Annotated in this window: 19 protein-coding genes; 12 read left to right on the top strand and 7 right to left on the bottom strand. The window is 61.6% G+C overall.

What is annotated here, in order from left to right:
• The 3 genes from EBN1_RS06745 to EBN1_RS06735 are packed head-to-tail and all read left to right on the top strand — an operon-like array spanning window position 1 to window position 3,296.
• Window positions 1-1,404: an integrating conjugative element protein gene (locus EBN1_RS06745; protein WP_011237183.1), complete on the top strand. Its 1,404-nt coding sequence runs from the start codon at window positions 1-3 to the stop codon at window positions 1,402-1,404.
• Window positions 1,401-1,754 (top strand): hypothetical protein, encoded by a 354-nt coding sequence (locus EBN1_RS06740; RefSeq protein WP_011237182.1) that lies wholly within the window; start codon window positions 1,401-1,403, stop codon window positions 1,752-1,754. Before EBN1_RS06745 ends, EBN1_RS06740 begins: the two co-directional genes overlap by 4 nt.
• A 15-nt stretch (window positions 1,755-1,769) precedes the next feature.
• A complete protein-coding gene (locus EBN1_RS06735) occupies window positions 1,770-3,296 on the top strand; it encodes a conjugal transfer protein TraG N-terminal domain-containing protein (RefSeq protein WP_011237181.1) in 1,527 nt (508 codons plus the stop codon).
• Between the two features lie 20 nt (window positions 3,297-3,316).
• Here the strand turns inward: EBN1_RS06735 and EBN1_RS06730 are convergent, their stop codons facing one another.
• From EBN1_RS06730 to EBN1_RS06710, 5 genes are read right to left on the bottom strand one after another with little or no spacing between them, the layout of a single operon-like run.
• The gene (locus EBN1_RS06730) at window positions 3,317-3,685 is read right to left on the bottom strand and encodes a DUF3742 family protein (RefSeq protein ID WP_011237180.1); all 369 of its coding nucleotides are present in this window, start codon (window positions 3,683-3,685) and stop codon (window positions 3,317-3,319) included.
• Window positions 3,682-4,353 (bottom strand): PIN domain-containing protein, encoded by a 672-nt coding sequence (locus tag EBN1_RS06725; RefSeq protein ID WP_011237179.1) that lies wholly within the window; start codon window positions 4,351-4,353, stop codon window positions 3,682-3,684. The genes EBN1_RS06730 and EBN1_RS06725 overlap by 4 nt, the downstream gene beginning before the upstream one ends.
• A complete protein-coding gene (locus EBN1_RS06720; protein ID WP_011237178.1) occupies window positions 4,328-5,497 on the bottom strand; it encodes a helix-turn-helix domain-containing protein in 1,170 nt (389 codons plus the stop codon). The genes EBN1_RS06725 and EBN1_RS06720 overlap by 26 nt, the downstream gene beginning before the upstream one ends.
• On the bottom strand, window positions 5,494-6,867 hold the full coding sequence (locus EBN1_RS06715; RefSeq protein WP_011237177.1) for a 7-cyano-7-deazaguanine synthase: 1,374 nt from the start codon (window positions 6,865-6,867) through the stop codon (window positions 5,494-5,496). The genes EBN1_RS06720 and EBN1_RS06715 overlap by 4 nt, the downstream gene beginning before the upstream one ends.
• Entirely contained in the window at window positions 6,864-7,433 is a 570-nt protein-coding gene (locus tag EBN1_RS06710; protein ID WP_011237176.1) for a hypothetical protein, read from the bottom strand. Before EBN1_RS06710 ends, EBN1_RS06715 begins: the two co-directional genes overlap by 4 nt.
• Before the next feature lie 259 nt (window positions 7,434-7,692).
• On the opposite strand from EBN1_RS06710, the gene mobH reads away from it, so the two are divergent.
• A complete protein-coding gene (gene mobH / locus EBN1_RS06705) occupies window positions 7,693-9,507 on the top strand; it encodes a MobH family relaxase (protein ID WP_011237175.1) in 1,815 nt (604 codons plus the stop codon).
• Between the two features lie 440 nt (window positions 9,508-9,947).
• On the opposite strand, the gene EBN1_RS22975 is transcribed toward mobH, so the two are convergent.
• On the bottom strand, window positions 9,948-10,127 hold the full coding sequence (locus EBN1_RS22975; RefSeq protein ID WP_422103724.1) for a hypothetical protein: 180 nt from the start codon (window positions 10,125-10,127) through the stop codon (window positions 9,948-9,950).
• Between the two features lie 8 nt (window positions 10,128-10,135).
• Window positions 10,136-10,465: a helix-turn-helix domain-containing protein gene (locus EBN1_RS06700; protein WP_277813125.1), complete on the bottom strand. Its 330-nt coding sequence runs from the start codon at window positions 10,463-10,465 to the stop codon at window positions 10,136-10,138.
• Window positions 10,466-11,249: 784 nt separating this feature from the next.
• On the opposite strand from EBN1_RS06700, the gene apcA reads away from it, so the two are divergent.
• From apcA to EBN1_RS06660, 8 genes are all read left to right on the top strand, one after another.
• Entirely contained in the window at window positions 11,250-13,226 is a 1,977-nt protein-coding gene (apcA, locus tag EBN1_RS06695) for an acetophenone carboxylase subunit alpha (protein ID WP_011237170.1), read from the top strand.
• 27 nt (window positions 13,227-13,253) lie between these two features.
• The gene (apcB, locus tag EBN1_RS06690; RefSeq protein WP_011237169.1) at window positions 13,254-13,643 is read left to right on the top strand and encodes an acetophenone carboxylase subunit beta; all 390 of its coding nucleotides are present in this window, start codon (window positions 13,254-13,256) and stop codon (window positions 13,641-13,643) included.
• The gene (gene apcC, locus EBN1_RS06685) at window positions 13,640-15,838 is read left to right on the top strand and encodes an acetophenone carboxylase subunit gamma (RefSeq protein ID WP_011237168.1); all 2,199 of its coding nucleotides are present in this window, start codon (window positions 13,640-13,642) and stop codon (window positions 15,836-15,838) included. Before apcB ends, apcC begins: the two co-directional genes overlap by 4 nt.
• Before the next feature lie 26 nt (window positions 15,839-15,864).
• Window positions 15,865-17,919, top strand: coding sequence for an acetophenone carboxylase subunit delta (apcD, locus tag EBN1_RS06680; protein WP_011237167.1), 2,055 nt, complete (start codon window positions 15,865-15,867; stop codon window positions 17,917-17,919).
• Window positions 17,920-17,931: 12 nt separating this feature from the next.
• A complete protein-coding gene (locus EBN1_RS06675) occupies window positions 17,932-18,843 on the top strand; it encodes an acetophenone carboxylase epsilon subunit (protein WP_011237166.1) in 912 nt (303 codons plus the stop codon).
• A gap of 30 nt (window positions 18,844-18,873) precedes the next feature.
• Window positions 18,874-20,268 (top strand): benzoylacetate-CoA ligase Bal, encoded by a 1,395-nt coding sequence (gene bal / locus EBN1_RS06670; protein ID WP_011237165.1) that lies wholly within the window; start codon window positions 18,874-18,876, stop codon window positions 20,266-20,268.
• Window positions 20,269-20,409: 141 nt separating this feature from the next.
• Complete coding sequence (locus tag EBN1_RS06665; RefSeq protein WP_241762819.1) at window positions 20,410-21,357, top strand: WD40/YVTN/BNR-like repeat-containing protein; 948 nt, start codon at window positions 20,410-20,412, stop codon at window positions 21,355-21,357.
• A gap of 12 nt (window positions 21,358-21,369) precedes the next feature.
• The gene (locus tag EBN1_RS06660) at window positions 21,370-23,796 is read left to right on the top strand and encodes an efflux RND transporter permease subunit (RefSeq protein WP_011237163.1); all 2,427 of its coding nucleotides are present in this window, start codon (window positions 21,370-21,372) and stop codon (window positions 23,794-23,796) included.
• The last annotated feature ends 4 nt before the right edge of the window (window positions 23,797-23,800 follow it).

Here is a 23,800-nt window from a genome sequence, read left to right as displayed (position 1 = left end):
ATGAAAGCGTCCCTTTCCCGCTTCGCTCGGCGGACCAAGCCCTATGCCCTTGCCGTCGCGCTCGCCTGCGCCGTAACGGCAGCGGCAAGCGTCGCCTGGGCACAGACCCGCATCGACCGCAACGGCGCCAGCGTGAGCGGCAGCGTCATCGGCGACGACGTGCTATACAGCATCGGCGGCGGCCGGGCCGTGTCCATGGGTGGCGCCGGGAACATGCAGAGCATCGGCGTCGGGATCGGCTGGAATAGCAACCTGATCTGCGGCGACATGAGCATCACGACGACGCTGCAGAACCAGCTCAACGGCATCACCAACGGCTTCCAGGCAATCATGAGCTCGGTGATCCAGAGCGCCACCAGCGCCGTGGCATCGCTGCCGGCGCTGATCATCCAGCGCGCCGACCCCGGCCTCTACAACCTGCTCACCAACGGCGTTCTGCAGGCCCGCCTGGACTTCGATCGCTCGAAGATGACCTGCCGGGCCATCGCCAACCGGCTCGCCGACATGGCCGGCGGGCAGGCCGGCTGGGACCAGCTCGCCGAGGGTATGGCGTTGCGGGATGCGGTCAGCAGCGCTGACGCCGTCTCGGCGATCGAGCAGGCTGAGTCGAACAAGGGCAACAGCGGTGTGCCCTGGGTTGGCGGCAGCAACGCTGGCGGCTCGGGCCAGGGGTCGATCAAGGTGGTGGGCGACGTGACGCGCGCGGGCTACAACCTGCTCAACGGACGCAGCGCGACGGACACTTCGTCGATCCCGCGCACTTCCTGCGGCAACCGGCTGACCTGCCAGACCTGGTCCTCGCCTTCTGCGGCTGCGGCCTGGGCGACCCGCGTGCTTGGCGAGCGTGAGCAGCGCACCTGCGAAAGTTGCACCAAGACCCAGACCACGCCCGGTGTCGGACTCACGCCGGTGATCCAGGAGGAGTACGAGACCAAGCTGCAGGCGCTGCAGGAACTGGTGACGGGGGCGAAGCCGACGACGGTGGCAAACCTAGAAGCGGCCGGAAGCAATTCGCTGCCGATCACCCGCGGTGTGATCGAGGCCCTTCGCGACGAGCCCGACCAGGATCTGCTGGGCAAGCGCCTGGCCTCCGAGGCAGCGCTGTCCAGTGCGCTGGAGAAGGCATTGCTGTTGCAGCGCACCTTGCTCACCGGCAAGAAGGAGCCGAACGTTGCAGCCAACGAACTGGCCGTGAAGGCGGTCGACCAGGAGAACAGCGCGCTGGAGCAGGAAATCAACAACCTCAAGACCGAACTCGAACTGCGGCGCACGCTGGCGGGCAATTCCGCGATGGCGATCGTCCAGCGCCACGGTACTCGCGCCGGTGGATCGCGCGGCATCTTCGAGGGTGACACCACGCGCGACCGCCTCAAGGAAGTCCAGAAGCCCCGGGGCACGCCATGAGCGGCCGCACCTGGCTGTGGCCGGCGTGGCTGTTCAACCGTCGCGTCGGCATCGGGCTGCTTTGGGGGCTGCTGGTGGCAGGTGTCGCGGTTGCAGTAAACGTCACCGGCATCCACGTCGTCGGCAGCATCAATGGCTGGGAGCGCTGGCTGCACGCGCACTCTGCCCACTTTCTGGCTTGGCGCCTCACTCTCTACGCCGGGACGGCTTACGGCTGGTGGTGGATGCGGCAGCGCCTGCGCCAACGCGAGCCGGCGGCCGAAACACATCAACGCCTGCTGCGGGTCGAGATTGCGGCCATGACCACCATCGTGCTGCTCGAAGGCAGCCAGCTCCTGCGCCATGGCTGATGCAGGGAGGATGTCATGACCCTCTATACGACGGATTACCTAGAGTACTACCTGACCCTGGTGGCTTGGGTGGTCAACAACGGCATCTGGAACGTCCTCGTTGCCAGCGGTGTGTTCGCCTTGCCCTTCGTCGCCATCGTCATCCAGGAATGGCTCCGGGCGCGCGCGGAAGGCGCGGACGAAGGCAACAAGGGCGTACTGTCCTCGATGCGCATCGAGAGCCGCGTTTGGGTGGCGATCGTCGTCATCATGTTCGCCGGCATCCCGTTCATTCCGTTGGATCTGAGCACGATCGCGTTCGATACGAGCCGCTCTGCGCAATGCCAAGTCAATGTGCCGCAGCCCGCGGACACGGGCTGGTCCAACGCCTACACCACCCTCAACAACCAGAGCGCGCTGGCGCCGGTGTGGTGGTTCTTCATGCACGCCATCTCGAAGGCGGTCACCGGGGCCGCGGTGGCGGCAATTCCCTGCGGGACCGATCTGCGGCAGATACGCATGGACGTCGATGCCACGCGCATCAACGACCCGGTGCTCGCGCAGGAAGTCGGCGATTTCGTGCATGACTGCTACGCCCCCTCGCGCGCCAAGCTGTTCATGAACCGGCCAACGCTCTCCGACGAGCAGATGAACGACGTGACCTGGATCGGTTCGAGCTACTTCCTCAACACGTCCGGCTTCTACGACACCTATCATTCGAGCACGCCGCGCACCGCTTGGCCCTATGATGCAACGCGCGACGCGGGCCTAGCTCAGGTGGACAACGGTGGGGGCTATCCGACCTGCCGACAGTGGTGGTCGGACGGCAGCGGGCTGCGCGCACGCCTGCTGTCTCAGGTCGATCCCGATCTGCTGTCGCGCATGGGCCGCTGGGCGGGATTCCTGTCGCAGATCGAGGTGAACGATGCGGTGATCCGTGCCGTCGTGTCGCCGCGCCAGCAGCAGATGAACCAAGGCGCCGTCTATACCGACTACGGCGGCCAGATCGAGAAAACGTTGCCCAATGTTGTGACCCGCGGCGCCGGCGACCTCGGCCTGACCGTCGGGTCGCTAGGATTCTTCCCGGCCATGGATGTGGTCCGACAGGCGCTGCCCATGGTGCTGTCGCTGCTCAAAATGGCGCTCGTCATCTGCATCCCGCTGGTGCTGCTCTTCGGAACCTACGAGCTGAAGGCCCTGGTCGCGGTGAGCTGCGTGGAGTTCGCGCTGTTCTTCGTGGATTTCTGGTTCCAGCTCGCGCGATGGCTGGACAGCACAATTCTCGACGCACTCTACGGCTGGGGATTCGGAGCGAACCGGCCGCACAGCAATTTCGACCCCTTGATCGGGCTGAACAATGCCTTTGGGGACATGCTGCTGAATTTCGTCATGGCGACGATGTTCATCGTGCTGCCGGGATTTTGGGTGGCGGCACTGGGGTGGGTTGGTGTGCGGGCAGGCAATGTGCTGAGCGGCCTCACCGTCGCAACCGGTGACGCCAAGTCGGCCGGCGGAAGCGGCTCCCGCCTTGCGATCTCTGCAGCCAAGGGTTCAGGAAAGTAGCGGTGACACCTGGATAGCCACTATTGCTTGTCGGGGTCGCACATGTCGTGGCGCCACTCGTTCTTGTCATACAGGCCAAAGCCACCGTGTCCCTCGCGCCATTCAGGCTCGTCCTTGCCCTCCGCATCCCACGTTGCTGAGCCGCGCATGTTCCAAGCGACCAGCGCCAGCAGGGCAAGCGACATTGCCGGCCAGAACGCCACGTAGGCCAACACACCGAATAGAACAAGCTTGGTGACCAGCAGTGCGGCCGAAGCCGCACCAAGGGACCATCCTTGCGTCACGAGCCCGCCTTGCGCCTTCCGATCCAGACGCACGAGCACCCGCCACATCCGGCCTAGCGACCGGCCAGCATGCTCCGCGAACCTGGTATGTGCAGTAGTTTTCATGATGGCAGTCTTCTGGTGTCCACAGAAGAGGTCGGTATGGTGGTGCCCAGGCTTTCTATCCTTCGCCGTGCAAGTTTCTTCAAACTCGCGCATTCGGCCAAGTTGTCCGCACCAATCAACTGAGCTACCCAATCGAATTGATGCGGCCTAACCTGCATTCTTGCAACTTGTAGCGCCTGAAGCGTTGCATTGCCTAGCACTTCATGCCCCAGCAACGCCTGCACAGGCTTATAGGCAAGAATGTCTATGGTTGTGACGAGTTTCATCGCTTCAAAACGTTCGCCTGCGATCCTTGTTGCCTTTTTCTCGTCAATTGCGGCACAGAATCCGTTGCTGTAAGCAAACGCGAGAGTTGCCGCTTCACCATCCCCCAGGGAGTCCGACGTATGGCCAGAGACCATGTCAAAAAAGTGCTCAAGAGACGGACCGGCAAGCTCTTCCATCCGCAAGACCCGAGCATCGATCAATTCAGCCAGATGTTTGGACTCCGGGCGGCCGTTTGCTAAACCTTGATCAATTTCGCGCACGACATTGCCGGTTACGACGAGGTCCGACTTCAGCGCTTGCAGGATTGCACTTGCGTTTGCCGTCGCCAGCAAATTAATGATTACGCTGGCGTCCAGAACAATCACGTTGTTCTGATTAGTGAGGCAGCTTGAAAAGGTCATCAGTTTCGTCCTCTTCGGCCTCATCGAGCAATTCGCGGACCTTTTCACGATCGAGCTTCAGCATTTCCGACATCTGCCCCTCGCTGATCAGATCCTTCTTCCAGGCCTCGATCGCTAATAGAAACAGTCGTGACGATTGTGCTTCCTCTGCGGGAACAGGCCCGTATGCTGCTGGGCCAATAACTTGGCGAACTTGTTCGTCGGTGATACCTCCATTGTCCATGAACCAATCCCAGGTTCCCTTCTTCGTCAGGCCAAGTTCTTCAAGCCGTAGAACCGTTGCTTGGCGGGATACGCCAAAGAAGTGAGCCAGCAAAATGATATGCCTGCGCGTCAAATGGGTTGAGCCAATGGTCAGCTCCTTGAACTTTTCCATGACGGCGCGAGCCGGCATAAGGAACGCACTTGCAAACGCATTCGCATAGCGCTCCTCACGAGAGTTTTCGTACTTCTCGTCTTGATAGATCTCTGGCCGGCGTCGCGTTGCAATGAAGTGGCCAAGTTCATGAGCGCCGGTCAAGGTCCGACGGTCCTCTCGATGGCCTGCATTGATAAGGATGCAAGCACCAACCGCTTCATCGTAGGCGAATAGCCCAGAGACCTTGGCATCCAGCTTCCGAGCATAGACCCGCACGCCAAGCTGTAGCTCAAGGAGGGCAAACAAGTCCTGAATAGGCCCTTCTCCGATCCCTAACCAATTCCGTAAGCTCTGCGCATCTTGTTCTGCTTGCTTGCGGACGTCGCCCGGCAGGATAGTTTTCTCCGCGGGATAGTTATACGGCTTGTGAATACCCAGAATGTTCTCGAGTTCTACTTCGACCCTGACAAGATCATTCAGCACCCTCGCAGCATGCTCGATACCTGCGCCACCAGTTTCCGGAAGTGACCTGAAGCGAGGAACCAGGTCAACATGAACGGCCTCTCTGCGCAGTAAGGAATTGGCGGATACACCGTAAAAACGGCTCAGTGCTTGGATCTCATCGAGCCGAGCGGTACGTTGCCCCTTCTCAATGGAGACAAGCGTAGTACGAGCGATGCCTGCCGCCTTGGCAGCAGCGTCTTGGGTAATGTTGGCAGTCTCCCGCGCAATCTTCAATCTTTCGCCCAGCTCGACTGGACTTAACTCATAGTTTGGCGTGGTCATGATGCGTCATCTATCCATTGCCTCACAAACGACCCTGACCCAAGATCGTTCGTGAATGCAGACCATTCATTGGTGTGTTGCTGCAAAAGCCGGTCAAGGTTCTGCGCCACGACTGCCGGCGGTTCTGACAGAGCGCGCGCCAGCTCGTTCGTCGTTCGACGCTTGATCAGTTCATACTGCACGGCTCCACGAAGCGAGGCGAGGTGCTCAAAGTGAAGCACCCCTGCGATCGAGTATTCGCGCAAGGCCGGCGTGAAGCTGGCGAAGTCTTTTGCCGCGCCAGTCTCCCACGTAGCTGCCTTAAGTGATTCCCATACATAGGTCTTGGGCAGTTCGTTCAAGCCAGCAGCGTGAACACTGAGGCGACGGAGAATGCAAGCTGCACATACTCCGCATTGACGCCTTTCGCCCGAGACGGCGACCTGCCGCGATTGTTGCCAGCACGATCTGGTTGTTGCCCAGCGCGCCTCACTACCGCAGACATCGACAAATTCGCGAAGGGTCTCACCCTTCGTCATCCACAAACGTGGAAATCGGTACTGAATCTTGTATCCGAGCAAGGCATTGAAGAAGCGTGCCATCAATGCAGTGAAGACGGGGTGATTGCGATAGTCTTCATAGCCCTGCCCGACGGGAAGAAGGACCGGTGCCAGTGCTCCCTGTCCGCTCTCAGGAACGATGACCGATGGAGCATCAATCAAATAGGCTGCCATCGTGGATACCACGCTGAACTTGAATCCCCGGCTACGTGCGCTGTTTTCAGCATTCCTGCCATTTTCAAGCTTGACGGAATACGGGAGGGCGGTGAAAGGGATTCGGAGACGCTCCTTTTTTGAAACGTCGTGTTGCTTGCTTCCCACCCTCATGCGTACCAATCGGCGGCCAAGGCGGCTGCTTTCAAGCCCGGCAACCGCGCGTGAGTCCATTCCATCACTATAGGCAATGATCGCTTCCGCATCGGAGGGGAACCTCAGACGATCCTGCTGAGGTGGTTCCGCCGGCACTTTTCTGGCGCGGAATTCGAAGTGCCAGTCGTCCCCGGTCAGTAGGTTCAATGCCTCCACTAGCGCCCGGATTACCGTCTTGTCTGACCATTTGTCGGGATCATGAACGGGAATATGTACTGAGAATTTCCGCCCCCAGTTCATGGCACTGCGTGCAAGGCTGCGATCACAGAACTCCACTACAGCGGCCACGACAAGAGCGTCGTACACCGTCGTTTGCCATTTGATCGACGAGAAGGACTCAAGAGCTTCAAGGTCGAAATCAATGTTTTGCCCGAGTATGCAGGGCACCATACTTTTGCGGCGACGGGCACCAGCTTCGACCACATCTACCGCCAGCTCCTTGAGAGGTAATAGAGTCGTCACAAGGGCACTCCTTCGTCCAGATGGGTCCTCTTCTCGGGGCGATGGGCTCCGGCAGACTCAGGAGATACAAGCATGGCGCCCAACCTGCCTTCCGAGAAGCTAGAAATTGCGCTAGAGAGTCGAACACTTACGTGATCCGCCCTCCGTTGGTTCGATTCCCGAAGGTAATGCTCTTCAACTTGCCGCACGTTTGCGAAACCACGCATCTTGGCTGCAAGGCCAATCGCTTCATGAAAAGCATCCAAACCAAATCTACCTTCGTTGATGAGATCAATGCTCCACGCAACTGCGTTCGTTCCAAAAACCGAGCCTGCGGCCAAGGACTTCGCGTCCTCCAGTTCTTGAAGAGCGATTTCAGGAAGCCCCAGAGAGTTGTCACGGCCAGTGAAGATGGACTTCAAAGCATCGACCAATGACCACTTGATCTCGTTCTTGAAGTCGCTGGCGAGCGCGCCAGCTGCAGCCTCCGCCACCTGCTCGGCATCGTAGGCGCACTGATCCCCGCGCTTGGCCAGTTCCTTCCAGGGCCTTCGCATCGGCAGACTTCTATGGGGTCCATCGCTCATAGCCTGATCTCCGTGTTGTCAGAGTGTAGTAAAAAAAATCAGACAATGTCAAAAATGCTTGGGGCGAGGTCTATGACTGCGGTCAGTCTCGCTTTCAATCAGGGCAGCTCCAAGACCTCATTGGTTGTGGAGGACGTATCCAGATCACCTTACAAAGGCCAAAGGGCTGGGAAGGGGCAAGGTAACGGGGTCAAGGGGAAAGGCCCTACCCGAAAAGGCCAAAAGGCTGCCCCGATCAGTCCGTTATCCGGGATTCGCCATGCTCTCGCTGTTCCAGCGGAAACGGGTGACGCCGACTGTCGGTGCACCGATCACACCACCTCCCGAAGCCCCCAAAGGGCTGATGGGGCCGGAGTCGGCAGCATCGCTGCTGGCTACGCCGCGGCGGCAGAAGCTGCTGGAACACATTTGGCAGCGCACCTCCCTATCGCGCCGGCAGTTCGCCACACTCTACTTGGCACCGCTGGAACGGTACGCCGAGCTGGTCCAGCAGTTCCCCGCCTCCGAAAGCCACCATCATGCCTATCCTGGGGGCATGCTGGACCACGGCCTTGAGATTGTTGCCTACGCGCTCAAGCTGCGGCAATCGCATCTGCTGCCGGCCGGCGCCAGTCCTGAGGCACAGGCGGCTCAGGCTGAGGCGTGGACTGCCGGCACGGCCTACGCGGCACTACTGCACGACATCGGCAAGATCGCCGTGGACCTGCACGTCGAGTACGAGGACGGCACGCGCTGGCACCCCTGGCACGGGCCTTTGCGGAAGCCGTACCGCTTTCGCTATCACAAGGCGCGCGAGTACCGTCTGCACGGCGCCGCGACCGGGCTGTTCTACACCCGACTGCTCGACGCTGGGATCTTCGATTGGCTCAGTGGCTATCCCGACCTGTGGTCGGCGCTCCTATACGTGCTGGCCGGCCAGTACGAGCACGCCGGCACGCTCGGGGAGTTGGTCGCGCAGGCCGACCAGGCCTCGGTCGCGCAGGCGCTGGGGGGTGATCCCGCCAAGGCGCTGGCGGCCCCCCGCCATGCGCTTCAGCGGAAGCTCCTTGATGGATTGCGCTACCTGCTCAAGGAAGAGTTCAAGCTGAACCAGCCTCAAGCCTCGGACGGTTGGTTGACCCAGGATGCGCTGTGGCTGGTCAGCAAGACGGTTTCGGACAAGCTGCGCGCCCATCTGTTGTCGCAGGGTATCGATGGCATCCCGTCGAGCAACACGGCCGTCTTCAACGTGCTTCAGGATCATGGCATTGCACTACCGACGCCAGACGGAAAGGCTATCTGGAAGGCTGCCATCACCAGCGATGCGGGCTGGTCCCATGCCTTCACGCTCTTGCGTCTTGCGCCCTCCGTGATCTGGGAAGGCGATGAGCGGCCCCCACCGTTCGCCGGCACGGTGACCGTGGTGCAGGAAGAGGGGGATCCACCCATTGCTGAGTCCCAGCCCGCCGTACCGGAGTCGACTGTATCTGAGCCTTTGTCGGCACAGTCAGTAGGTGATGGCGTCGAAGCTGTCCTGAATCTACTCGACACTCTCGACATGTCGGCTGACCTCCCGTCGGCCATCGAATTGTTTCCTCCAACCGTGGAAGGGCTATCTCTCAAATCCGGTGAGTCAATGGCTCCGGTCGACTTGATGCCGCCGACGTCTGCGTCGATTCCAGAATTGGAGGAATTGCCGTCAGGCGAGCATTTTGTCGCCTGGCTGCGCAGGCGCATAGAAGAGCGCACGCTCATCATCAATGACGCCAAGGCGTTGGTGCATACGGTTGCGGATACCGTCTATCTGGTCAGTCCCGGCGTGTTCCAGCGCTATACTCAGGAACACCCCAAGACCGCATTACTTGCGAAGCAAGACAAGGTCGCCGACTGGCAGTGGGTGCAGAAACAGTTTGAGAAGTTGCAACTGCATCGCAAGCAGCGAAACGGTCTGAACATCTGGACCTGCACAGTCACGGGGCCTCGGAAGTCGCGGAGACTTCACGGCTACCTGCTGGAAGACCCGCGAGTCCTGTTCACCGATATGCCGCCGCACAACCCTTACCTGTCGCTATCTCCCGCTGCCGATTCCGCATAGAAAGGCGCGTACCAGCAACCTTCCGAGTTCGGCCAGGGTTCAGCTTGCGGCCCAGTTCGATGAACCCGACTCCCCCGTTCTTTCACCTCTTCTTGAGACACCCTCTGCCTCGCTCCCGCACAGAGCGAAGGCATTTTGGTTGCTTGGCAGCGAAATTGAGCACCGCCATTGCCGCAACCGTTTGTATCGACGACTCGCTCATCGCCCCGCTCACGGGGTTCGGGGCGTTTTGCCTTTCGTACGTTCTCTTTCACAGTAAGTTACCGGCTAGCACGATGTTGGGAGTTTTCCGCAATGAGCGCATGAAGGACAGCGCAAGTTTCTTCATCTGCTTGGGTCCGTCGATGATGCTGCGCCCCAGTTTGTGGCTTTTCGGATGCGCCCAGATGTGTTCATTCAAGTCAGGCGAGTAGGCCGGCAGGCGAAATAGGCGCAGTCTGCTATTGAGTTCCTCGACGAGTTTCGGACCTTGGCGCTGCGATGGACTGGATAGCAGTCGACCACCAGAAAGATCGTCCGAGTTGTGCCCTGGAGCAGAGGCGCTTCAGAAACTCGATGAAGACATCGGCGGTGACGGTTCCTTCGATGCACGTGAATCGCAACTGTCCCTTCGGACTGATAGCAGAGATCAGATTGAGCTTGAAGCGCGCACCGGTCGTTTTCCACCGGCGTTACGCTGACCGGCGCCCATGTCGTCCCGGTGTGATAGTCCGAGCGCACCGCAGCCTCGTCGCCGAAGAAGATGTCCGCCCCGGCTGCTTTTAGCCTCGGAACGGATGTGCGGAAACTCGTCCTTGATCCAATCGTTCACCAGAGCCGGATCGCGCTGGTAGGCGCGCATCAAAGGCCGCTGCGGTGATAGCCCCTGTTTGTGAAGCAGGCGCCCGACGCTCACCTCCGACATCGCCACCTTGAATTGGGTGCGAATCAGATTCCGAACCATCGCCCGCGTCCACAGCGCGAACTCGAACTTGAACTGCTGCGGGTTCGACAGCGTGATCGTGCGGCACGACCAATCGAGCGTCCTGCTGACGAGCTTCGGCGTGGCACGCAGAGCATCGAGCCCGCCCTCACAGCGCCAACCCCTCGTAAATACGCGGACGCGAAAATCCCAGTGCTTTGACCGCCGACTTACGGCGATTCACCCGTTTCGATGCGCTGCACCGCCCGAATTCGAATGTCGTCGAGCGTGGCATGTGACAGGAAGCGACCATTTCTCTTCTCCATGTCGAAATTTCGCATATCGCCAGAAATCAATGTTCGGTAACCAATTTGTTTCGTTATATCGCAAATGCATAAACAGCGGAATGTGGTGACGTCCGAATTTATCAGCCTCTTCCACGGAATTTAATAAATATTTATGAGGGCAGAATAATGCAGCCGTTCAAAAAAATTGTTGATGCGGCGTATCAATAGGGACCACGGAAATTGCGGGTTGCTCATCAATGTTCGGAACGGGGCTCGAGTCGGCAATGGATTAGTGGCGAAGCGGATCACGGTTTTGAAGGCGTCCTTGAAGCACTTACAAGACCAGGCCACCGGCTTTGCGGGCGGTATCTGAATTCGAACGCATCGGCGTGCTGCGGTGCAATACGAGTTTGCTTTATTGCCTAGGTGCTCGATCCCGATGCGGCACGAATTTCGACTCGATAGAGTGCAGTCCAGTTCAACGCTCACGAGGGACAGGCAGCACGGCGTTCGCCTGTCAGAAAAATTGACGAAAGTACATACAGGAGAACTTCATGTACACCGTGGATATCGACACCGGCGGCACCATGACCGATGCGCTGGTTTCCGATGGGGAACAGCGCCACGCGATCAAGGTGGACACCACCCCGCACGACTACACCGTTTCCTTCAACGGCTGCCTGAGCGAGGCGGCCAAGCGCCTGGGCTACCCCAGCACCGAGGCCTTTCTCGCCAAGGTCGGCATGATCCGCTGGTCCTCGACGATCACGACGAACGTGCTTGGCGAGCGGCGTGGCTCGAAGGTTGGGTTGCTGGTCACGGAAGGCAATGAGGAGAACCTTTACGGCACGGTGCAATCCCCGGTCGTCGGCGAGCTGGTCGACGAGCGCAACATCATCGGTCTGCCGTCCAACCCGACCGCCGTCGACATTCTCTCCGGAGTCAAGCAGCTGCTGGAAGGCGGCGTGCGCCGGATCTGCGTGTGCCTCGCGAACGCCTTCCCGGACAACGGTGCCGAGCGCGAGATCAAGGCGGTTATCGAGGACCAGTATCCCGACCACATCATCGGCGCGGTGCCGGTGTTGCTCGGCAGTGAGATGGCGCCGCTGCGCCACGACCAGACGCGGGTGCATTACTCGCTGATGAACGCCTACACGCACACCCAGCTCGCCACTTCCCTGTTCAAGGCTGAGGATCTGCTGCGCGACGACCACAACTGGACCGGCCCGCTGCTGATCGGCAACACCAACGGCGGGGTCGCGCGCATCGGCAAGACCAAGTCCGTCGATACGATCGAATCCGGCCCGGTTTTCGGCACCTTCGGCGGGGCCTACATGGCGCGGCTGTATGGGCTGAAGGATGTCGTGTGCTTCGACGTCGGCGGGACGACGACCAAGGCGTCGATCATTCGCGACGGCCAGCCGATGTTCCAGCGCGGCGGCGAACTCATGGAAGTGCCGGTGCAATCGTCGTTCGCGATGCTGCGCTCGGCAGTCGTCGGCGGCGGTTCGATCGCCCGCGTGCGGGACAAGAGCGTCACCCTCGGCCCGGAGAGCATGGGCGCCGCTCCCGGCCCTGCGTGCTACGGCCTCGGCGGCAACGAAGCGACCTTGACTGATGCGCTGCTGGCGCTCGGTTACCTCGATCCGAACAACTTCCTCGGCGGTCGTCGTCAGCTCAAGGTCGACCTCGCCCGCGCCGCGATCGAACGCAATGTTGCGAAGCCGCTGGGCGTATCGCTGGAAGTCGCGGCGTTGTCGATCCGCGATGAGGCGGTGGCGATGATGACCGAGCTGCTGCAGGCGACCCTGGCGGAGGCGAAGCTCACCGCGCAGGACGCCGCGCTGTTCGCCTTCGGCGGCAATGGCCCGATGTTCGCCGCCTTCGTTGCTGAACGGCTGGGCGTCCAGGCGGCGTACGCATTCAACCTCGGCCCGGTGTTCAGCGCCTTCGGCTCGGCGATCTCCGACGTGGTGCATGTGTATGAGCGCGGCGTCGACCTGCGTTGGAACGCGACCGTGAAGGGTCAGCTGCTGCCGACACTCGATGCACTGCAGACCCAGGCAGAGCGCGACCTGAAGGGCGAGAGCTTCGATCCGGCCAAGGCGGCTTACGTTTGGGAGCTCGATTTCGGTACGACCGAGGCGGAGGTGTCGACGGTGCGTGCGGAATTGGCGCAAAGCGCGGCGAGCACCGTGCTCGATGCACTCACGCAGGCGGTCACCGCGGCGGGCGTGGCGAGCCTGCCGCTCCTGGGGGCCAGACTGTCCAGCCGCTTCGTCGTCGGCGCCCACGGCATGAAGAAGCGCGCCGACCGCGTCCCCGCCGAGGCGCCGGCCTCCCGCGAGATGCGCTTCAACGGTGCAAGCGAAGCCGCCTCACCGGTTTATCGCTGGGAAACGATGAACGTCGGCGATATCGCAGTCGGACCGGCGGTGGTCAACGGCAGCACGCTGACCTGCCCGATTCCCCCGCGCTGGCAACTGCGTGTCGACGACTACGGCAATGCCGAACTGAGCCGCGCGCAATAAGAACGGATTCCCGAGGAGACACAAGACATGTATGAACGCATCCGATTCACCGAGTACCTCGATCTCGACCTCAACGACGAGCATTGGTACTGCCATGACTGCGGCACCAAGCTGATCTCGGCCCGCGAAAGCTACAAGAAGGGCTGCCTGGTCGCCGAACGCCGCCCGCACGAGATCCACAACCCGGTGATCGAGGGTGAATACAGCTTCGCACCCGACGAAAACTGGGTCCGCATCCTGGAGTTCTACTGCCCCGGCTGCACGCGCCAGATCGAAACCGAATACCTGCCGCCGGGCCACCCGATCACGGTCGATATCGAGGTGGATATCGACAGCCTCAAGGCCCGCCTGAAGAAGGGGGTCATCGTGATCAAGGACGGAAAACTGACCAAGCCCGAAGCGGAGGTGCTGGCATGAGCTCACTGACCAACCAGGACGCCATCAATTCGATCGACATCGACGTCGGCGGCACCTTCACCGACTTCGTGCTGACGCTCGACGGCGAGCGCCACATCGCGAAGTGCCCGACGACCCCGCATGATCTATCCATCGGCTTCCTCAACGCGGTCGAGGCGGGGGGCGACAAGGTGGGCCTGTCGGTCGAGGAGTTGCTGCCGCGCATCGACATCATCCGCTATTCGACGACGGTCGCCCTCAATCGCCTGCTGCAGCGCCAGGGGCCGCGGATCGGCCTGCTGACCACTGAAGGCCACGAGGACGCGATCCTCATCGGTCGCGGTGCGCAATGGACCGACGGCCAGCGTGTCGCCGAGCGGCGCAACATCGCGGTGCAGAACAAGCCGCTGCCGCTCATCGAGCGCGACCTGATCCTCGGCGTGCGTGAGCGCATCGATTCGAGCGGTTCGGTGGTGCGGCCGCTCGATGAAGAGGACGTACGAACCAAGCTGCGCATGCTGATGGACCGCGGTGCCCGCGCCATCGTCGTGTCGCTGCTGTGGTCCTTCATGAATCCGGCGCATGAGAAGCGCGTGCGGGAAATTATCCGCGAGGAGTACAAGGAATATCACATTGGCTTCGTGCCGGTGGTGATGTCGCACTCCGTGGTCTCGAAGATCGGCGAGTACGAGCGCACGATGACCGCGGTGCTCGACGCCTATCTGCAGCGCTCGATGCAGAACGACATCGGCGCGACCTGGGACAAGCTGCGCGCGAAGGGCTACCACGGCGCCTTCCTGATGATCCACAACTCGGGTGGCAGTGCCGACATCTTCAAGACGCCGGCCTCGCGCACCTTCAACGGTGGCCCGGTCGCAGGCCTCATGGGTTCGGCCTACTTCGCCAACAAGCTCGGTTACAAGAACGTCGTCGCCGGCGACGTCGGCGGCACCAGCTTCGACGTCGCGCTGGTGGTCGAGTCGAGCGTGCGCAACTACACCTTCCGTCCGGTCATCGACAAGTGGATGGTGAACGTCACGATGATGCAGACGATCTCCGTCGGCTCGGGTGGCGGCTCGATCGCGAAAGTCGACCGCAGCGGCACGCGCCTCGAGGTCGGTCCGCGCAGCGCCGGGTCGATGCCCGGACCGGTGTGCTACGACCTCGGCGGCACCGAACCGACGGTCACCGACGCCGACGTCGTGCTCGGCTACATCAACCCTGATACCTACTACGGCGGCCGCATGCCGCTCAACAAGGCCAAGGCCGAGAAGGCGATCCGCGAGAAGATCGCCCAGCCGCTGGGCATCGAGACGATCGAGGCGGCCGCGCTGATCCGCTACATCGTCGACGAGAACATGGCCTCGGCGATCAAGCGCGAAGTGCACATGCGCGGTTATCACCCCGAGGACTTCGTGTTGTTCGCCTTCGGCGGGGCCGGCCCCACCCACATGGCCGGCCTCAAGGGCGATATCCCGAAGGCGGTGGTCTTCCCGGCTGCCCCCGTCTTCTGCGCGATGGGCTCGTCGATCATGGACATCGTGCATATGTACGAGCAGTCGCGCCGCATGGTGTTCATGGAGCCGGGCACAGAGAAGTTCGTCGTGGACTACGAGCACTTCAACCAGACGGTCGACACCATGATCGAGCGGGCCCGCCAGGAGCTGCGGAGCGAAGGGCTGGAAGTCGACGACGCGAGCTTCGGCCTCGAACTCGACATGCTCTACGGCGGCCAGGTGAACCTCAAACGCATGTCCTCGCCGCTGCTGCACATCCGCACCGCGGAGGACGCTTTGAAGGTGTATCAGGCCTTCGAGACGGAATTCTCCGAAGCTTTCAGTCCGTTGGTGGTCAATAAGCCCGGCGGCGTGTTCCTCGACAACTTCGTGCTGCGCGTGACCGTGCCGACGTGGAAGCCGCCGATCCCCGAGTACCCGCTTCAGGGCACGGACCCGAGCGCGGCCTTCCTCGGCAAGCGCAAGGCGTACTGGCCGGAGACCAAGCATTGGGCCGATACGCCGACCTACCAGTTCGAACTGCTGCAGGCCGGCAACGTCATCGACGGCCCGGCGATCGTGGAAGCGGAACTCACGACCATCGTCGTCCCGCCCAGACAGCGCCTTTCGATCGACACCCATGGCCTGGCGATCCTCGAAGCGATCGATCCGGCCCCCCCGACCAAGAGGGTCAGCGCGGCCGCCGCAGCGATCGTCTGATTGATACAAGTTGAGGAGACACAGAAATGGCTATTCCCACCCTTGAACAGAAACTCACCTGGCTCAAGCCCGCGCCCGCCAGCTCGCGCGAACTCGACTTGGCGGCGCAGATCGATCCCGCGCAGTTCGAAATCGGCTTCCAGCGCACCAACGACATTCTCGACGAAGGCATGGACGTGTTCGTCCGTTCGTGCCGCTGCGCGATGGGCGTCGCTGGTGACTCGCTGGTCGCGATCATGACCGCCGACGGGGACATCGTGAACGGTTCCTGCGGCACCTACCTGCACGCGGTCATCCCGCCGCTGATCATCAAGTACATCCTGGAGACGTACGGCGACGAGATCAGGGACGGCGACCTGTGGTTCGCGAACGATGCGGTGTACGGCGGCGTGCATAACCCGGACCAGATGGTCTGCATGCCGGTGTATTACGAAGGCAAGCTCGTCGCCTGGACCGCAGCGCTCGTGCATACGACCGAGACCGGCGCAATCGAGCCGGGCGGCATGCCGGTGTCGGCGACGACGCGCTTCGAGGAAGGCATGAACCTGCCGCCGATGCGCATCGGCGAGAACTTCAAGCTGCGCGAGGACGTGGTGTCGATGTTCGTCGCCTTCGGCCTGCGTGCTCCGTCGATGATCGCGGTCGACCTCAAGGCCCGCTGCACCACTGCGGACCGCGTGCGCACCCGCATCATCGAACTTTGCGAGCGCGAGGGTGCCGATTACGTGACGGGGCTGTTCCGCAAGATGCTGCAGGTGGCCGAGGCCGGCGCGCGCGAGCTGATCGAGCAGTGGCCCGACGGCAAGTACCGTTGCGTGACCTTCAGCGACGCGGTGGGCCTCAAGCAGGGCCTGGTGCGTTCCTGCTACATGACGCTCGAGAAGAAGGGCGACCGCATGCTGGTCGACCTGTCCGAAACCGGGCCGGAAACGCCGTCCCCGTACAACGCCCATCCGCAGGCCGCGATCGCACACTTCTCGAACTACATCTACGAGTACCTGTTTCATTCGCTGCCGATCTCCAACGGCACCTTTGCGAACATCGACTTCAAGTTTGGCAAGAACACCTGCCTGTCGCCCGACCCGCGTGCGGCGACCTCGTGTTCGGTGATGATCTCCACCGGCGTCATGAGCGCGGTGCATAACGCGTGCGCCAAGGCGATGTTCTCCACCTCGCTGTGGAAGCAGTCGGGTGCGTCGATGGGCAATGGGGGCAACGCACTGGTGCTCGCGGGCCAGAACCAGTGGGGATCGTCCTTCGCCGACATGCTCGCGTATTCGATCAACACCGAGGGCCAGGGGGCCCGGCCGACCGAGGACGGCATGGACGCCTTCGGTTTCCCGTGGTGCGTGTTCGGCCGTGCGCCGAACACCGAGTCGGTCGAGAACGAGTTCCCGCTGCTGGTACCGCTGTCCAATCACTGGAAGGACTCGTGCGGCCACGGCAAGTATCGCGGCGGCGTCGGCACCGCCCAGGTGTGGGTCGCGCACCATGTGCCGGAGCTGTACATGATGGCGATCGCCGACAACACCAAGCTGCAGACCCCACAGCCGCTGTTCGGCGGCTACGCGCCCTGCACCGTGCCGGGAATCGGCATCCGCAACGCCAACATCAAGGAGCTGATGGCCGAAGGCAGCGACAAGATCAAGCTCGACGTCGAGACGCTGCTTGCCGAACGCACGATCGACGGCAAGTACGAGATCGAGTTCCAGGGTCGTTCGGTGCGCCCGTACAGCAACGGCGAAGTCGTCACTTTCGCGTTCTCGTGCGGCGGCACCGGTTACGGCGACCCGCTCGACCGCGATCCGAAGTCGGTCGAGGTCGATCTGCTCAAGGGCGTGCTGACCGAGCAGACCGCGCAGAACATCTACAAGGTGAAGTGGGACGCCAATCTGCGGCGCGTCGATCTCGACGAGACCAGCCGTCTGCGCGCCGCGGAGCACGACGCGCGGCGCAAGCGCGGCGTGCCTTACGAGCAGTTCGAGCGCGAGTGGCTCAAGCAGAGGCCGGATGACGAGATCCTGAAGTACTACGGCACCTGGCCCGATGCGAAGGTTGCGCAACCGCTGTTGCGCGCATAAGAGGAGACCACCATGGAAGCCGCTGGAGCACTCTGGCGGCGTCGCATGCAGGAGCTTGCCCGTGGTGCGGGCAAGCCGCATGCGCCGCTCTTCGTCCCCCTGATCATGGGCTGCGCCGCGCAAATCGAGGCGATCCCCGCGATCGACATGGTTCGCGACGGCACGCGCCTGCGCAAGAACCTGTCCGAGCTGCGGCGCATGTTGAAGCTCGACGCGTTGACCTGCGCCGTACCGTCGTGCATGGAAGCGGAAGCGGTCGGTGTCGAGGTGTCACAGGATCAATGGCCGCCGCGCATCGGAACGACGGCGCAGGTCGATGTGACCGCCGAGATCGATGCCGATCGTCTTGCCGCAAGTCCGCGCATTGCCGCCGCGCTCGACGCGGTGCGTCAGATCGCGGTGGATCCGGGTGAGCCGGTTATCGCCGCGGCGCTCACCGGACCGGCGGCCCTGGTCGCGCAGCTGCGCGCGGCGGGCGTCGAAGCCGGTGACGAAGCCATCTACGACTTCGCCGGCCGCATCCTCGCGACGCTGGCGCGGCTGTATGCAGAAGCCGGCGTGAATCTGCTGTCGTGGCACGAGGCGGCGCGCCCCGCCGAGGAACAGGACGACTTCTGGAAAGGCGCCCTCGGCACCGCCGGCAACGTCGCCCGCTTCCATCGCGTGCCGCCCGTGCTGGTCCTGCCTGCGTCGCTCGCCGCCGGCCCCTGGCCTGCGCAGGCCGTTCCCTGCCCGGCACTGAACCATCCGCCCTTGCCCCCGGTGCGCACCCACGCTCGCGCCTGGGCCGCCGACCCCGCCGGTTGGCCGTGCCTACCGGTCGAGGGTGTTGCGGAACGCCTGATCCTCACGGACGCGGAAGTGCCGCCCGAAACCGAGATTGCCACGCTCAAGGCACAGGTCGAGCGCGTGCGCGGCGAATGAGCACCAGGCAATGAGCAGCAAGGAGAAGTCATGTTGAATGAACTCGCCACCCAACACTCGGACGATACCCGCGGCCGGAAGCGCGAATACTGGAACGAAGTACTCGAAACGATGCCGTGGCGGGAGGTCGAGCGCTGGCAGGCGCAGCGCATCGACCAGATGCTCGCGCCGCTGCGGCAGCGCTCCGATCTGTACTGGGAACTGCATGCGGATGTGGATCTGGAGAGGGAGATCAGGTCCCTCGCCGATCTCTCCGACCTGCCGTTTACGATGAAGGACCATATCCGCGATGCGCAGGATCGAGCGAGCGAATCCGAGCCTTTCGGCGCCAATCAATCGGTAGCGCTCGCCGATATCGTGCAGACCGTGTCGTCCTCGGGGACGACCGGCAGGCCCTTGTACTACGCACTGACCGCCAGCGACGTGGAAGTGTGGACGGATGCGATCGCGAACAACTTCTTCACGGCCGGCGTACGCAAGTCCGACGTTGTTGCCCACCTCGTCGGCCTGCCGATGGTTGCCGGCGGCCTGCCCTACGCCGACGCCTTCCGCCGCATCGGCGCGACCCTGTGCTGGCTCGGCGGCTTCCCGACCGAACGCATCCTGCGCGAGATGCGGCGGCTGCGCACGTCGGCGCTGCTGGCGACGACTTCGTTCGGCATTTATCTGACCGAGCAGTGGGACGCGGTCGGCCGCGAGACCGGCGTGCCCTCGGCGCTGCGCACGGTGCTGTGTGGCGGCGAGCCGGGCCTCAACCAGCCCGAGATCCGCGAACGCATCACGCGCGGGCTCGGCATCTCGCAACTGCGCGAAGTGATGGGGCTCGGCGACGTCATCTCCGCGATGTGGGGCGAATGCGAAGAGCACGATGGCATGCACTTCAACGCGCAGAAGCACGTCGCGGTGGAACTGATCGACCCGCAGACCGGCGCGACGGTGCCGTGGGAAGCGGGCGCGACCGGCGAACTCGTGTATACCACCTTCGCCCGCGACGCCACGCCGCTGGTTCGCTACCGCTCGCGCGACCACGCGCTCGTCATCGGCACGGATTGCCGCTGCGGCCGCACGAGTCCCCGCATCCGCTGCATCGGGCGCACCGACGACATGCTGATCTACAAGGGCATGAACGTCTTCCCGACCGCGATCCGCGACCTGATCACCCAGCGCTTCGCGGAAGACGTGGGGCCGATGGTGCGAATCTGGAAGGAGCGAGCCGATCAGGTCCGCTTCGACGACCCCATTGCAGTCGATGTCGAAGCATCGCCGCGGCTCGACGCAAGTGCCTATGCCGGACTTGCCACCGCGATCGCGCAGGCCGTGCGCGCTCAGTTGCAGGTGCGTATCGAAGCCAAGGTGCTCGAACCCGGCAGCCTGCCGCGCAGCGCCTACAAGAACTCGCTCCTCGCGGTGCGAGGCAGCAGTTGAGCTCAAAAAAAACATAGGCGATCCGTCGCGTGACAACTGCACTGATTAAAGCCCGACCATGTAAGCGAACGAGGTGTCATCGCGCGCGGTCGGCGAAGGCAGGGAGTGCACATGGATACGCACCTGACTCGGAGAATGAATATGCGAATCGGTACCAGAGTTTCTGCGTTGCTCACGGCACTCCTGCTTTCTGCGTGTGCAGAAGTTCAGGACGTGAATGCGACGAACGCTGATCGCGCCAGTGCGGTCAAGCGTTACGACGTCCTTCAGTCGCTGGCAGCGAACGATGTGGTGGTGGTGGCTGGAACCCAGAGCGGCGCACTGTTGGTGTCGGCAGATCAGGGCAAAACGTGGTCAAGACAGTCATTGGGTCTGGCCTCAATTGTTGGGCTGGCGACCTGTCCGGACGGCAGTTTTGTCGGGATCGATTTCTATCACAAAGTCTGGAGCGCAGACGCACACGGCAATGGGTGGAAAAGTGTGGCGCTCAAAACCCCGGAAACACCGCTGACAATTTCCTGCGATGCCAGGATGCAATGGCTGGTGGGTGGCTCGCACGCGACGATCGCCATGAGTTCCGATCGGGGCGCGACCTGGCAAGTGACGGATCTGGCGGCGGATGCACAAATCACCGTGCTCGCCATGACCGAAGGGCAATCAGGGATTGCCTTGGGCGAATTCGGTATCGTCGCCAGAACCGAAGACGGTGGGGCTTCATGGACGAAGGGAGCTCCCATCGCCAACGACTTCTATCCCTATGCAGCTGTCTTTACAAACCGAAATGACGGGTATGTGAGCGGTATCGCCGGGACGATTCTCCGCACGCAAGATGCAGGTGTCACCTGGAGCAAGATCGAGAACGCCACGCAGGCACCACTCTACCGGCTCTTCCTGGCAGAAGGGAAGCCCTACGGCGTCGGTGCAGCGGGCGTCGTTGCCCGGCTTGACGGAAACGTCCTCAGGCAGGTGCCCTATACCGATTCGACTCCCGTCCTGGTCGCTGCAGGCGCGGCCTTGCCGGGCGAAGCCGCCATTGTGATCGGTGGTACGGGTGGTCTTGCCCGCGTCATCGGTACCCAGGTCAATTGAAGGAATACTCCCATGCATGCCTTGCGCCACAAGCTAACCCACGTACTGCACACGGGCGAGGAATGGCTCTTCGCAAATCCAAAGATCGTGTTGGGGTTCATCTTCGCCGTCACCGTCATCTTCGCCCTGTCTTTGCCCAGACTTCAGGTGTATTCGGATTTCGCCGATCTGTTGCCCCAGAACCATAGCTACATTAAAACTTACAACCGCATCAAGGCGAACTTTGGCGGTGCCAACATGATCGTTATCGCCGTCGAAGTCGAGACAGGCACGATCTTCAACGATGAAACACTGAAGCTCATCGACGATGCGACCCGGGGTGTCGACGAGCTGCCGTCAGTCAACCACAACCTCGTTTCCAGTCTGACGCATCGCACCTCGCGCAAGGTCTACCTCTCGGAGGAAGGCTCGTTTCTGTCCAAGCCGTACTACGACCCTGGCAAATCCAGGCGCACCGTCGCGGAACTTGAGCAGACCAAGCAGGACGTCATTGCCAACCCGCTGATGTATGGCTTGCTCGTGTCACCGGATCTCAAGGCAGGTCTCATCAAGGCGCAACTCAACGAGTCCGGGATTGACTACGCCAAAACCTTCGCGGCACTGCAAAAGTTGCGTACCTCGATCACTCGTCCTGGGCATCGCATTCACATCACCGGCAACCCGGTATTGACGGGGTGGGTTTATACCTACACGGCCCAGATTGTTGAAATCCTCGCCTACACGGCTACGCTGATTGCCGCGTTGCTGGTCGTCTACTTTCGGCGCCTTTACGGTATTGCGCTGCCGTTGCTCGGAATCGCGCTCTCCTCGATTTGGGGCCTTGGCTTCATGGCAATCATGGGCATCAATCTGGAGCCGCTGTCTCTGCCGATTCCCTTTCTGATCGCTGCCCGCGCCACATCACACGGCGTTCAACTCGTCGCGCGCTACTACGAAGAACTGGCTGTCGTTCATAACGGAAAGCGCGCGGCACAAAACGCGTTGGAGGCTCTATTTCGGCCGGGCTCCCTGGCCATTATCGTCGATGCCGTCGGTATCGGCGTCCTCATCCTGGGTGCGGCGCCTTTCAATCACAAGCTCGGTATTGGTGCGGGGTTTTGGGGACTCTCGGTCATCTTTACCGTCCACTTCATGATTCCGCTGGCCCTGACGATCCTGCCGCAACCCCGCTCGATGGAGAACAAGAATTCGGGGGTACGCAATTTCCTCGGAATGGCGATGGCGAAGACGGGCGGCACCACCGGTGGTGCGCGCTCAATTCTTGTTTTGGCGGCGATAGGGGCGTTGGGGGCTGCCTACTTTGTCAGTCGGGTCCAGATGGGCGAGTCGGAGCCGGGCAGCCCGCTCTTGCACCGCGATCATGACTACAACCAGTCCACGAAAGCCATCAACACACTTTTCCCAGGTTCGGACGAGTTGCACATCGTAGCCCGCACTGACGCGCCGGGCGGCATAAAGAAGCCGGAAGTACTGGTTGCCATCGAAGAATTTCAGGCACATATGCTGGATGATCCATCGGTTGGCGGAACCAAGGCGATCCCGGGTGTTGTGAGGGTGGTCAACCGTCTTACCCATAACGATGATCCGCGCTGGATGCAGATTCCGGACAACGCAGATGAGGTGGGCGGCCTGATGTTCGCCTACATGGCATCCAGCCCCATTCCTGGCGCGCTCAACGAGTTCATCAATCCGGACGAGAACGAAGCCAACATGGTCTTCTATTACAAGGATCATCAGGCGGAAACCGTCGCGCGGGCTGTGGCCCTGGCGCAAGCGGGGATCGAGAAGATCGAAGCGAAAGTGCCGGGACTTCACATCGAACTTGGCGGCGGAATCATGGGGGTTACCGCTGCTGGAAACCAGGCACTGCACAAGGACCACATGGTCATCATTCCGGCAGTAATGGTGCTCGCGTTCCTGATGGTCATGGCGTACTACCAGTCAATTCATGCCGGCTGGCTGATGGTGCTGCCGATGCTGTTCTCCACCCTGCTCACATACGCCTATATGGGTGCGTCGAACATTGGCATCAACGTGAACACAGTTCCGGTGATAGCCGTTGGCGTCGGTGTGGGGATCGACTATGCAGTCTATTTCATGGACCGAATCCGCGAGGAAATGGCAGCGACGCGCAACATTCACAAGGCAGTAGTGAATGCTGTGGCGACCACGGGCTATGCAGTGTCATTTACTGCAGCGACCCTCATAGCCGGGGTCGTCATGTGGATATTCCTCTCTGACTTGCGCTTTCAGTCCGATGCGGCCGTCTTGCTCTCATTCATGCTCGTTGTGAACGCAATCGCTGCAGTGCTGATCGTTCCAGCATGGTGCGTAGTATTTCAACCGCATTTTCTGGTTGCGACGCACTACGATTCAGACGGAGTGCTGGAAGAGGATGAAAACATTGAGCATGGGCGGCAGGCGGCTATGGCGGGCTGAAGGT

The sequence above is a fragment of the Aromatoleum aromaticum EbN1 genome (assembly GCF_000025965.1).
Lineage (GTDB): Bacteria > Pseudomonadota > Gammaproteobacteria > Burkholderiales > Rhodocyclaceae > Aromatoleum > Aromatoleum aromaticum.
The sequence above is the reverse complement of the archived record's forward strand: the minus strand, read 5'-3'. Positions and strand labels throughout refer to the sequence as shown.